This window comes from Pseudomonas sp. TMP9 (assembly GCF_037943105.1).
GTDB lineage: Bacteria > Pseudomonadota > Gammaproteobacteria > Pseudomonadales > Pseudomonadaceae > Aquipseudomonas.
Genome location: NZ_CP149803.1, coordinates 3,644,970 through 3,657,381, shown reverse-complemented (window position 1 = coordinate 3,657,381; position 12,412 = coordinate 3,644,970). Strand labels below are relative to the sequence as shown.

General features: G+C 54.2%; 9 protein-coding genes. 6 read left to right on the top strand and 3 right to left on the bottom strand.

Features of this window, described 5'->3' with window-relative positions; genetic code table 11:
- Nucleotides 1-145: 145 nt before the first annotated feature.
- From WF513_RS17155 to WF513_RS17145, 3 genes are all read right to left on the bottom strand, one after another.
- Complete coding sequence (locus WF513_RS17155; protein WP_339080621.1) at nt 146-1,732, bottom strand: DUF927 domain-containing protein; 1,587 nt, start codon at nt 1,730-1,732, stop codon at nt 146-148.
- Nucleotides 1,733-2,025: 293 nt separating this feature from the next.
- On the bottom strand, nt 2,026-2,889 hold the full coding sequence (locus tag WF513_RS17150) for a toprim domain-containing protein (protein WP_339080620.1): 864 nt from the start codon (nt 2,887-2,889) through the stop codon (nt 2,026-2,028).
- Between the two features lie 22 nt (nt 2,890-2,911).
- Nucleotides 2,912-3,127, bottom strand: a complete 216-nt coding sequence (locus WF513_RS17145; protein ID WP_339080619.1) for an AlpA family phage regulatory protein — start codon at nt 3,125-3,127, stop codon at nt 2,912-2,914.
- Nucleotides 3,128-3,541: 414 nt separating this feature from the next.
- On the opposite strand from WF513_RS17145, the gene WF513_RS17140 reads away from it, so the two are divergent.
- The 6 genes from WF513_RS17140 to WF513_RS17115 all read left to right on the top strand — a co-directional run bounded on the left by WF513_RS17140 (nt 3,542) and on the right by WF513_RS17115 (nt 12,352).
- A complete protein-coding gene (locus WF513_RS17140) occupies nt 3,542-4,570 on the top strand; it encodes an IS30 family transposase (protein WP_339080618.1) in 1,029 nt (342 codons plus the stop codon).
- A 485-nt stretch (nt 4,571-5,055) separates the two neighbouring features.
- Nucleotides 5,056-5,838, top strand: coding sequence for a hypothetical protein (locus WF513_RS17135; RefSeq protein WP_339080617.1), 783 nt, complete (start codon nt 5,056-5,058; stop codon nt 5,836-5,838).
- Nucleotides 5,839-6,071: 233 nt separating this feature from the next.
- The gene (locus WF513_RS17130; protein ID WP_339080616.1) at nt 6,072-9,674 is read left to right on the top strand and encodes an ATP-binding protein; all 3,603 of its coding nucleotides are present in this window, start codon (nt 6,072-6,074) and stop codon (nt 9,672-9,674) included.
- Nucleotides 9,664-10,284 (top strand): hypothetical protein, encoded by a 621-nt coding sequence (locus tag WF513_RS17125; RefSeq protein WP_339080615.1) that lies wholly within the window; start codon nt 9,664-9,666, stop codon nt 10,282-10,284. The genes WF513_RS17130 and WF513_RS17125 overlap by 11 nt, the downstream gene beginning before the upstream one ends.
- Nucleotides 10,281-11,510 (top strand): hypothetical protein, encoded by a 1,230-nt coding sequence (locus tag WF513_RS17120; protein ID WP_339080614.1) that lies wholly within the window; start codon nt 10,281-10,283, stop codon nt 11,508-11,510. Before WF513_RS17125 ends, WF513_RS17120 begins: the two co-directional genes overlap by 4 nt.
- Entirely contained in the window at nt 11,495-12,352 is an 858-nt protein-coding gene (locus tag WF513_RS17115) for a hypothetical protein (protein WP_339080613.1), read from the top strand. The genes WF513_RS17120 and WF513_RS17115 overlap by 16 nt, the downstream gene beginning before the upstream one ends.
- Nucleotides 12,353-12,412: the final 60 nt, after the last annotated feature.

The window sequence follows — 12,412 nt, the reverse complement described above, 5'->3', positions numbered from 1 at the left end:
TGCTAACCACGCTCCCTCAATCAGCAACATTTAAAATAGACACCCGGACGGCACCGGCAGAACCGGCGGAACCATCGGCAATGCCTTGGTTTGTAACGGTTCCGTGAGTTGCGATGCTGACGGAACCGGCGGAACCAGAGGGCAATCATGAACTCGCATTACTCGATTGTCCTTCCTCTTTAAGGATCAGGTGGTACAGCCAGATTGATCGGCCTGCGACCTTGACCTTTTTTGCGCGCTCTTTGTAGCTCCTTGCGGCAATCCAGCCGGCCGTTTCTAGCGCGGTGAGAATGCGCGTCATCTCATAGCCCTGCACTGCACGACGCAAGCCTTCAGCAGTGAACAACCAGGTGCGCGTGTCGCCATCATCCCTCCACCAACCCACGCGATCTTTCACCACAGCATCACTTCTTAATGCGGAAAACAACGCATCCCCATGACGGCTCAGGAAATCACTCAGACTGCGAAGGATCGTGACGTCCTCGCTCTGGCCATGTCCTCGCCCGATGCGCCAGGACTCGAATAGCTCCAGCATTGCTGCCTGAGCTGTGCCGGTGGGGACAGGCAAAATACCCCACTTGATGGCCAGTTCTCCGGCCAGTCCCAGCAGAGCAAAGCGCTCAGCCGCTCGACCCTCTTGACCGCTGTTATGGGGATACTGCGCAACCAACGCCGCGGACATTGCGGACAGACCTTCTACCTCGCCGGACTCCAACAATCGGCGAATGAACAATGGGCCAGCGTGACCGTAATGAGTCACGCTGGCTTTCTGCAGGGCATCGGAAAATTCCCGACCTCCAGACATGCCATGCAGCTCATCCCACGCGCCGAATGTGCGTTGTGCTGGTATATCCAGTAAGCGGATTTCCTGGCCTGCACGACTGGTTTTACCACCCTCGGCCATATGCGCGGATAAACCGAGCTCGCCCGAAGAAAAGACAACCGTCCGCCATCGCCTCGTCGCACGAGCTGCCCCCGTTCGGTCAGCACGTTGTCTGCCCACGCCATTAGCGATTGCATAGACAACGGCTCCGATTTCGGCCGGATCAGCCTCACCGATTTCGTCCAATGCCAGCAGGGTGTCATTACGCTGTTCAGCAATGCCTTCCAGACCATTGCCGGTTGATCGCCACGACCGTTTAAACTGCTCGCCATTGCCCCACACTGAGGCGGCGGCCTGGATAGAGCTGCTTTTTCCGGTCGAACTGTCACCGACTATATGAAACCCGCCGCTCTGCCGATTCAGGTGATAAAGCAGCGGCCCAGCCAGCCCGGCGCATACACCGAGCATCAGAATGGGGTTGCCTGCGCAGCGGGCACCTATTTCTGCTTGCCAACCCTCCAGCGTTCCGGACTGGCGGTATTCCTCCAGATTTGCGGTTTCGCTTTGGTAAATGGCATCGCCTTTTCCGATATTGAGGTTGGGCATTACAAACAGCTCGGGAGACTGCCAGCCTGTGGCGGCCGCCGAAATTACCTCACGCCTCGGACGCTGGCTCTGAATATATTGGTTCAGCAATCGAAATGAGTTGAGATCAATTTCTAGCCCCAAGTTCAGCAATTCACCGCGCAACTCCTCACCGCTGCCCTTGAGCATTCGCATCGGCATCGCCCAATCTCGCCAACGGCCCAAACTATTACGAAAACGCAGGAGACGGCCGAACTCGCCATTGTTGCAACTGGTGATAGCATCGACATGCAACGGCGAGCAGATCCAACGATCGCGTGGCACTGAACCATCTTTACTATCACGCGATTCAAGCCACCAAACCCCAGGCAAATAGGTTCTCGTTGGACACCTCGCAGGATGATCGTAAGCCTGGAATCCTGGCCGCCTCGGCTCTGGGTGCGCCGCCGCTGGGATGAGAGTTAACTGTTCACTCGATGCGGTTCCGTCGGTTCCGTCGGTTCCGTCACCGACTTCGGTTACGGAACCGGCGTAGGACCCATGAAAGCTGCCAGTTCCGTGGGTTCTGTCAGTTCCGCCACTAGGCTCGAGCACGTCACTATTGTCCTGGGCCCCGGTCATATGCCGGCCTCCTGCCACTGGCGCAGATCATTAAAATCGGTCAGATGAAGCGGTGCATCCACCGGCCAGGGCGGAAAAACCAAACCGCAACCGAGTTTCTGGGCCGCGATTTGAGCCAATCTACGGCCCGGATTTCCCTCGGTCTGGCGATCGTCGTCGCCGGCTACAATCAGGATGCTATTCGGATGCTGGTTACGTAAATGCGTGCCAACCTCAAGCAGGTTGTTGGCACTCATCGCGCAGGCTACAGCAGCGCCAGTTGCCGCATGGATAGTGCTGCCTGTCGCCCAGCCCTCACAGATATACAGTGGTTCTCCAGCATTAATTGTGCCCAGCATTGCCGCTGCCCCCGTGGTCCTACCGCCCGCTAAAAAAAGTTTTTTACCATTAGGCCCTATGCGCTGCATGCTGACGATTTCACCTCCGAGAAACAGCGGCACTAGCAACCAATTTTCACATTGCCGCAGCCCAGTTGGAGGGCATTGCTTTTCAAGCAGGTACGGATGATGTGGGTCAGCGCTAACAGCTGCATCCCATAACTGACGCGCAGATGCGGCAACACTCGCCTGGCGCTGCAGCCGCTCAGTCTCCCCCTTCCGACGGGCCTGATCGATACGCTCGCGCATCAAAGCGTGCTCAAGGGGGACGCCCGTCGTTCTGCTACTCCAGTACGTGGTCACACCGGTTTTCCAACTGCCAAAACACCCTGCCGAAATATCGCCACTGAAAACTAAATACCAACCGTTTTTAGACCCCGGCCTGTCGCCGGGAGCGTGAAACCTTTGGATGCCGCCATCAGCTATGGGCCACCAATCGAGACGGCCAAATACCGACTGTAGTGCGGAGTGAAAATCGCTCATGTCCTGGCTAACTCGGCGCATTTTATTTGCCCTCACGTTTAGAGATTCTGGATTCGATCCACAGAAGAACCTCGCCGAGAACGAACCCGATGGGCGCTCCTCGGGCGGTGCTGTCACTCAGCTGAATTGGCCGTGGAAACGTGGAGTCGGTGTGTAGTTTTTTATATATGGTCGAGCGCCGTAGGGTTGTTATCCGCTGGACATCCGCTATGCGAATAATCTGTAAGTTTGAGTTCATGTAGAGCCTATTTTATTGAATTTGGTTGATCTGGATTGCTGCGCGCAAACAAATTAAAAGCTCAAACAAACAGCATAAGCAAATTTTATTTTTATCTCTCTTTAATTAAGAACTTTATATGTTGTGCTATCGCAATTGCATAAGAATAAAGTTATTTCACGCATATGTTGTGCTATCGCAACTACCAAAGCATACGAGGCCTGCAGCGCCATCCATCCTATTTTTTAAGCAATCAACCTGTCATATTGCTCACGAAGTAAATAATTTGATTAATAATATATTTTTGGTGCATGCTGCCTGTAGGCACGCAGAAGACAGCAAGCATTTTGAGCCAACTATTACCTCGAATTAATAAATCTGGCGGCCGCAAAATCTGAGTGCAACACCTGACCTTTCCGGTACGGTGCTGCCCCTATGTCTTATACCGAACTCAGCGTTGAAGAGCGCGCCACCATTCAAATCGGTCGTGCCCAGGGCTTCAGCCTGCGCGAGATTGCCTGCTTGATCACTCGATCCCCTTCGACCATCAGCCGGGAGTTGCGGCGTAATCAAGGTGCCTGTGGCGGCTACTCGGCCCGGGTGGCACAACAGCAGATGCAAGCCCGCCGGCAGGTGTGTCGACCGATGCGAAAGCTGTTGCCGGGTAGCGAGCGCTTCGCGTTGGTGACCCATATGCTGCGTGAGCGTTTGTCTCCCGAGCAGATTGCCGGCAAGCTGCGCAGCATGAATATTCCCAGCCTCAGAGAGGCCTACGTCTGTCGCGAGACGATCTATAACGCGATTTATGCCCTGCCGGTCGGCGAGCTGCGTAAGGAGTTGATCATCTGCTTGCGCCAAAGCAAGACGACGCGCAGACCGCGCTCTGGCGGCGTGGATCGGCGCGGCCAGATCCCTGAAATGGTCAGCATTCACGTGCGCCCCCCTGAAATCGAAGACCGGCTTATGCCGGGGCATTGGGAAGGCGACTTGATCAAGGGTAAAGCCAACGCCTCATCTGTAGGCACGTTGGTGGAGCGCACCAGTGGTTACTTGATGCTGGTGAAGATGAACGACGCGACGGCGACCTCGGCGATGGAGGGCTTCAGTGCAGCGCTCAATGGCATGCCGTTTGCGATGCGCAAGAGCATGACCTACGACCAAGGACGGGAGATGGCGCGGCACGCTGAGATCACCCAGAAAACGGGTGTAGCGATCTTCTTCTGTGACCCTCATAGCCCTTGGCAGCGAGGTAGCAACGAAAACATCAATGGCCTGATCCGCCAGTACCTGCCCAAAGGCACAGACCTGTCGGTACACAGCCAGGCAGAGTTGGATGCCATCGCTCTGCAACTGAACATGCGGCCGCGTAAGCGCTTCGACTTCAAGTGCCCCATCGAAGTTATGGGCGAGGTGATGCAAGCAGCCATGACAATGCGGCATGATGCTCCGACTTCAATTCATTAACCGTGTTGCACTCAGCTCCTGCAACCGCCTCTTTTATATATACGAACGCATAGCAGAGCGCCTTGTTTAATGTCAGACAAATCGAATAGGGCGCGTGCTAACCCGAGAATTATTTACCCATTTTTGGCGGCCAGAATGGCGGCCAAAAATGGGAGGGCAAGCAATATTTGTGCGGCAATTGCGGCTGGCGGAGCGCAGCGTAGAAAGAGACGCAATCGGGGTAATCAGGAGGATTTATGAGGCGACCAGCTAAAAATGTAGACAGCTCAACAAAGAACTCTGCGACCCCCGTTGCGCCGTCAGACAGAGGTGAACTCCGAGCAATCGCCAATCCGATTTTAGACCGATATAGCGGTCTAGCTGACTCCACCAAGGCTGAATATCGACGCATTATGCTGCGCCTAGATGGTGCTCACTGGCATGATTACGCGACGGCTCGACAGTTACGCAACCCAGCTACATTGAGGGCTGCCTGGCGCGTGTCGATGGCTTATTGGTTGTCCGAGGCATTACGCGAATCAGAGTACGCCCCCACAGCCGAGGATCGCGCAGCCGCACGAGTGCTGGCTAGAAACTATGCAGCTCAACTGCTGAGTCAGGAGCAATACAATCTCCCCCAAAAGCAACGTGAAAACTCAAAGGCTAAACGGCGTTCGCTAGCCGGATTGCCCAGCAATTGGCGCAACCAGTTATTAGAGGCCATTGCATCTAAACATCAACTGCATTGCGCAATAATGGTGCTTACCGGCGCCAGGCCAGAGGAGCTAGGAAAGCCGGTTGAGCTACGAGCTCTGCCGGACAGTAGCCTGGAGATATTAATTCAGGGGGCCAAAGTTAGCGATAACACTGATGCAGGCCAAGCGTGGCGGCGCCTAACCCTCCGAGGCGGAATTGCCGAAAAACTTCGCCAAGCGGTTGTGAGTAAAGGCGGGCAAATTTCAGTGGCGCCCAAACAGGGCCTTGGCCTTCAAAAAGCTATTGCTGCAGCCGCTCAGAAACTGGGGTTTCAAGGCGTTAGTGCATACAGCCTGCGGCATGCATTTGCGGGGGATTTGAAAGCGCAAAAAGCCGATCCTGACTCAATCTCTCTAGCGCTAGGCCATGTCAGTCGTGCAAGCAAAAGCCGGTACGGTTCGGCGCGAAATGGGCACGCTGGGCGAACCACTTTGCTGGCAGTAGAGGCGGACCGTGCACTGCGCGGAGAGGTGCGAGACCCGAAGCATCTTTTTGCAAATGAGTCCCCTGCCTTAAAAACTAAACGTCGGTAACCTGTAGGCGCGGCACTGGCAGTGCATGGACTGTGATTTCATCCGAGCCTCGGATGATCAAGTATTGATAATTAGGCATGCCTCAGCAGTAGCTGCGCGCCACCATTCAGATAGGGATATTTATGACAGATTCCACGACGGGCACTATGCAAACTGGCAGCGTCTCGGGCCTAGGCTCGAGACTGCTTCGGCTTATCCTCGTGGACTCACTGAGCCCCGGCCGGATCGTCGAAATGCGCCTTGACGGTGGCGCAGTGCTGACCGGGATCAATGGCCGTGGCAAAACCTCGTACTTGCAGCTCCTGCCGTTGTTCTACGGGGAAAGCCCAAGTGAAATCGTGAAGGTGAACGCAGGTAAAGACAGCTTTATCGATTACTACCTGCCAAGGACGACCTCTTACATCTGTTTCGAGTATTCCCGAGCTGATGGATCGCTGCGACTTGTGGTCTGTTACTCAACGGGGAGCGGGGAGAAACTGAGCTACAGGTTTGTACGGGGAGGCTTTAATGAGTCGATGTTCAAAACGTCCGACACCGATCTTGTGACAGCACAGAACCTGAAGGCCCACCTCAAGCTTTCCGGCGTTATTTTTGCAGATCGCCAAATTGAAACGATTTCTGAATATCGCGCAATCATCCAGGGCGCGGTATTCCCTACTTCTGACCGGCAGCGCCAGCGCGAGATCAAGCAGTTGGTGCAGGACTACTCCTTTTCGCAACAGCCCTTGCGGCAGATCGAAAAGATTGTCACAGGCATGTTCCGCAGAGAAACCAACTTTTCAGACCTTCAGAGCATGGTCGTCAATTGTGTTTCCGATGGGCACGCTGGCTTCGATAGCGGGGCTGGCAGCATCTCGATCTCACAGGATCGGAGCAAGATCGAAGGATGGACTAGTGATTACAACGCTTATGTTGCGGTAATGAAGCTGGAGCCTCGAATGGCTGCCGTTGAAGAATCCGAATCAGACCTTATGGCTATTGACGATGCGCTTGCAGAGATTCGCGCAAAATATGCCAGTTTGAAAAATCATCTTGAGGGGAAGGTGGTAGAAGCCAATGCTGCGCTAGTTCACCTGACGAAAACCCTCCATAACGAGCGAGATCAATACGATCAGGCCCGAACCAACTTGCGCGACAAGCACGGTGATGCGAACCAGGCTGCCAGCGCAGCTGAAGCCGCAGCGGCACAACTTAATAAGCGCTTTATTGACTACGAGTCTTCTGAAATACAAGACAAAGCACGATGCGTAGATGGGCTCCAAGACCAGAAATCAAATCTAGACAGCTTGAAAGAGCGTCACGGAATTCTTATTGGCGAGTCTAGGGAGGTCACTGAGCGTTATGACCGGCTGAAGAACGAAGATCAGGCCGAGTTCAATATCGCAAAAGAAGTTGCCATGACCCGCGAGAAAGAACTGCTTGCGGCTTGCGATAAGGCCATTGAACGCATTAACGAAGCCCAGATGCAGGCGGATGACGCCGCGCGCGCTGAGGCGGATGTTAAGCGAATGGTGCTGGACGAGCGCCTACAGTCCGCAATCGAAGAGTTTGCCCGGCGCGAGGTTGCAGAGAAAAGTCCGCAGGCTGATCCCGAGCTGGTTGAGCTTCTTGAACAGAAGCGAGAAGCACTGGAAGTCGCCCGCGAGACAGTCCGATTAGGACAGGAAACACTCACGGCGCTTGAAAAAAGCTATCTCACAGTCCGGACTCACTTCAGTGATCAGGAGCGCAAGATTGGTGTTCTTGATCGGGCGGTTATCGAGGCGAACGCCTACATGGAGGACTGCAAGCGCCAGCTCAATCCTGGCGATGGAACTTTGTTACGGTTTTTGCGGGACGAATGCCCGGCAGCATGGTCATCGTCAATCGCTAAAGTCATTCGCGGTGACATCCTTGAGCGAACCGATCTGGCCCCATCCGTCTCCGATTACGTCAATGGTGTGTACGGGCTGTCTCTCAACCTCGATTATTTGGAAGCTCACCCATCAGCAGACGTGACGGTGGCTCAACAGGCCTTAGAGCGAGCGCAGGCAGCTGCCGGCGCTGCTACCGAGACGCACAGGCTTGCCGTAATTGAACTGAAGCGCATCGGTGATGCACTCAAAGAAGCTGAAACAGCAAGGGACAAGCAGAAGCGTCATGTGCAAACGCTTGGTTTGACTGTTACTGCCGCCGATGCTGACAGGCAGGCCGCAGGCGCTCTTGTTGCCAAAAGCAAAACCGAGGCACATGACAGCGCAAAAGAGCATCTGCGTGTAGCGAGGCAGGCCCGCAGCGATGCTACTGCTGCTCTGATTCAGCATAAAGGCGACACAGAGCGAGAGCGAAAATCCATTATTGCTGATTTTTCTGCCAAAAAGGATGCTCTGAAGGCTGAATGCAGCCACGATGTTAAATCGATTTTGAACGGCCTTACACTTGTTGAAAACTCGCTTCAGGCCAAGTTCGCCGGATATGACAGTGACCGGGATCAGCTACTGAGCGCGCAAGGTGTGGATACTTCAGCGCTTGCTGCGATCGAGGCCCAGATTGAAACCGCCAAAACGGCTATTCGTAATGCTGAAACTTGGGCTAGAGATGTTGGTTATTGGCGGCACTGGTGCCGCGATGAATGGCCTAAACATAAAGAGCATGTTCGCGAAGGTGAGCGCCTGCGCGTCTTGCAAACCGAAATTGCTGCCAAGCTTCAGGATGAGAAAGAGGCTTGGGATATTCGCTCAACCGAACTTGGTGTCAGCATCACCAAGCGAGAGAAAGAGCTGAAAGCGCTGAATGGCGCCGTAGAGACTGCTGGACGCCGCATAAGCGATTTAGAGAACCGCCCAAGCGCTCTAACGCCTGCTTATGATCCCGCGTGGACGCTCGACATGCTTAACGCGCAAGCCAATAGGCAGCTTCATAAAGAAATCGACCTAGAAGCCGCAGTGGCGCGCGGCGTAAGAGAGGTTTACGAGGGTTTCAAGGGTCGGGCACCCAAACAGTACATCGAGCAAGCCATACCAACCGACTACCCAAGGCCATGCAGGGAATGGGTGGCGCCATTATCTGCATGGTACGCGGGAGCCCACACTGAATATCGGCGTCTACTGATATCCGAATCATCAATGATTGCTGGCGAGATAAAGGGTTTCCACGCCAAGATGTCCAGCTTCCATCGGCGTGTGAATCAGTTCAACCGTGAGCTGCAAACTGGCCTCGACCGCAGCCTTGCGTTTGAAAGCATTTCTCATGTCGGCGTTGAAATCATCTCGACAATCGCAGAGAAAGAATACTGGAGTGTTGTTGAAGAGATGTTCCAGTCTCGCGAGGCACTATCCCTTGGTGATTCATCCGAACTTCCATCCGCTGAGTTCGCGCAAAATGTCGAACGGCTGCTGGGCTTCTGGGATGTTAAAACAGGCATCCGTGCCGACTTCAATAGCTTGATCCGAATACAAGGGGAGGTTGTAGAGAACGGCAACAGGCGGTTCTTCAAGAAGGCATCCGACCTCAAAGAGGTATCGTCTAATGGGCTTTCGTACTTGGTTCTGACAACCATCTTCATCGGCTTCATTAACCGTATTCGAGGCGATTCCAATACCTTGAATATCACCTGGGCGCTGGATGAATTGAAGGATTTATCTGCAGGTAATGTGTTTCAACTGCTGGCACTGCTGAAGCGCAACAACATCACCCTTGTCAGTGCATTCCCTGATCCAGACCCCGACACGCTGTCGCTCTTCGCGCACCGCTACACAGTTGAGCCAGACCGTCGATTGTCTTCGGTGATCATTGACGATGACAGGCTGTATACGGAACCAGCAGCCCTCAGGAAGGAATTCGCCCATGTTCAGTGAGGTTGTGCGCGGCCTATTAGCAGGTGAGGTTATCTGCGCCATATCCAATCCTGATGGACATACTTTCCTGAGCGATCCTGCCAACGCACAGGATGTCAGCGCCCACCTTCAGCGAATTAATCTAAAGCTGGCGCAAACGCAAAGACGTAGCGCCTTCTATGCCGCCTGTATGGCTGGATCCACAGAGACACGTAAGGTGGCGAAGGAGGTCTTCAAAGAAATCAAACAGGTTGATCGGCCGCTGGTTTACTTCATGGACTTACTGATGCGCGCCATGCGCAACGATGACTACCTGATGCCAGGCTCCGTAATTGAAGCCAGCAAGTTGATGGCAGCCATCGACGCCAGCCCCAGCTTCCGCAATGAGTTGCAGACTCTTGCCACCATGCTTTCACCGTCCAATGACGGTACTGACCGAGCAAGGCTGACGAAGATTCTCAAGCACTTCGTTTCCCATGGGTATTTGTATCTGAGCAACCCAGAGCGGGAGCTGTATCAGGTCACCGGCAAGATCGAGCTGTTCAGGGAAACTATCGACTTCCTGATGGAGCATGATTCAGTCGCAGCAATAGATGATGGCGTGCCAGTCAGTGAGCCCAGCCTGTTATGAGTGCCGCAGATGACATCGCCGGCTACATCGGCCTGCTCAGCTCGAACCGTGCTTTGATTGCGGAGGCATATTGCAATGGCGGCGTGCTGCGCACGGACGATAACAAGGCGGCAATACAGCGTCTTCAGAATGCCAGGGTGTTAAAGCCGAAAATCCATGGCGAGTTCCGGCTAAACACCAGCCTTAAACGCCATCTAGATGACTATTCCCAGCGTCAGCGGCGCTATGAAATTGGCGCAAATTATACGGATCAGATCGACCGGCTTAAAATCCTGATCGAGGGATTCACTAACGCCAGCTCGGAAGGACGTATTGCCGAGATCGATGAGTACGAAACGGATTTTGATGAGGCTGTTTTTGAGCTGGCTGAACAGCTATCAAACGACTTGCTTGGCTTGCGTGCCGTCGCTGAAAACAAATTTGCCGATGTCAGGACAGTCGCCGAGAAGCAGCGCCAGAACGAATTTTACTTGACCCGTACAGAGAGGGTGCAATCGGTCATCGAAACGCTTGCTGGTGATGCTATTACCGGCCTGCTAGATGACAGCCCCATGCTGACCTCTCTACACACGTCCTATCAGCAACAGGTGCTGGCGTTGGTAACCGGCTGGCGCTCAACCTGTCTTGAAGTAACCGACATCCTCAAGAAGTTCCTGTTTAGCTTTCGCGACATCGATGCCGCAGCGGGGCGGATACGCACATTCGCCTACTTCATGCGCTCTAACCCAGACTGGACACCGCCTGATGAAGAGGGGCTTCGGGTGCTTCCTGAATGGGCTCTGCGGATACCGGGGTCGCGCATCAAGTCGCTACCAGACCTGTCTTGCCCGCAAACAAGAGCTGCGCTGGTGGATATAGCGCTTTCAATACCTGCAAGCACGCCAATCGCCACCCCAAGCGGGCGCACCGCTGGCACCCTTCAGCCTGACGGCCCAGCAAAAGAGGTTCATCTTGAGGTTCCACCGGCTAGGGCAGCATTCGAACGCTTCTATCGCGTAGCCATGGCATCAGGCACTCCAATGTCGGCACTGGCATGGAAGCGCCAGCACGCCGAGTTCTCTGCCATCGAAGACGCCGGTTGGTTGATCTATCTGCTCGATGCTGCGCAATCCAAGATTGTGCGTGGCGCTAAACGGCTGCAAGTCCGCAGGGAAGAAGGCCCAGCCGCTTATAGCCTGTCAGGGAATATCACGATCAAGGACGTGCATCTGTGGACAAAAGCCTAATTCAAACGCTGGTGCGTATTTGCACCAGCAGCGATGAGCGCTTCCAGTCACCATCAAAAGGCCTGAAGCGCTTCTGTGAGGAATACAACATTGGTCGGCCTTCCGGGGCCGCCATGATCATCTCAGCGCAGGATAAGGGGAGGGTTGACGCCATCCTGAAAGCTGAAGGGATAGATGCCGAGATGATAAATGGCGTTGATTTGAACTCGATTTCTCGCGCCGAGGCGTTGAAGTATGCCCAGAACGAGAAAATTACGGATGCTCCTGTGCGAACGGCCAGGGTTGCAGTCAAGAGCTTACCTGGGCGACCGCTGCTGATCGGCGGCGAGGCAATCATCCTGCCCGCTGGCGCCAACCTTGATGTTGCGTGGGCGCAAGTAGTAGAGCTGTGCGCTCACGAATCAGTCTTGCTTGTTGAGAACTGGGAAGCCTTCGAGGCTATTCACCGTGTAACGCTTGACCTGTCTCGCGCTGGCGATAACCCGCTGGTTCTGTTCCGAGGGAGCCCGGTATACCAGCAAGACTCGACATCAAGGTTGCTGGAGGCGCTTGCGGTGCCTGTAATAGCTTTTGTGGATTTTGACCCTGCTGGACTATTGATAGCGCTGGGATTACCGCACTTTGCCGGGCTCATCTGGCCTGAAGAGTCTGTGCTTATTCCGAGCTTTCAGGATGCACTCAATCACGAACGTTATCAGAAGCAGTTGATTCAAACTAAAGCCACTCTGGATCGCACGACAAATGCTGAGATATCAGAGTGCTGGGCGTTGCTTAGGCGCTATGGGGCCGCGCTGCCTCAGGAGTATTTCATTCACGACAGCCTTAGCTATTTCACAACCTAATTTTCATGGTTTATCGACCAGTAGCGCTTCAAAGTTGACCGCATAAACGAACAGCTCGCC

What these genes read in the sequence shown, in the direction of transcription:
- WF513_RS17150 (WP_339080620.1), bottom strand. Translation starts at nt 2,889, where the DNA reads ATGAGCGATTTTCACTCCGCACTACAGTCGGTATTTGGCCGTCTCGAT.
- WF513_RS17145 (WP_339080619.1), bottom strand. Translation starts at nt 3,127, where the DNA reads ATGAACTCAAACTTACAGATTATTCGCATAGCGGATGTCCAGCGGATA.
- WF513_RS17140 (WP_339080618.1), top strand. Translation starts at nt 3,542, where the DNA reads ATGTCTTATACCGAACTCAGCGTTGAAGAGCGCGCCACCATTCAAATC.
- WF513_RS17135 (WP_339080617.1), top strand. Translation starts at nt 5,056, where the DNA reads ATGGCTTATTGGTTGTCCGAGGCATTACGCGAATCAGAGTACGCCCCC.
- WF513_RS17130 (WP_339080616.1), top strand. Translation starts at nt 6,072, where the DNA reads ATGCGCCTTGACGGTGGCGCAGTGCTGACCGGGATCAATGGCCGTGGC.
- WF513_RS17125 (WP_339080615.1), top strand. Translation starts at nt 9,664, where the DNA reads ATGTTCAGTGAGGTTGTGCGCGGCCTATTAGCAGGTGAGGTTATCTGC.
- WF513_RS17120 (WP_339080614.1), top strand. Translation starts at nt 10,281, where the DNA reads ATGAGTGCCGCAGATGACATCGCCGGCTACATCGGCCTGCTCAGCTCG.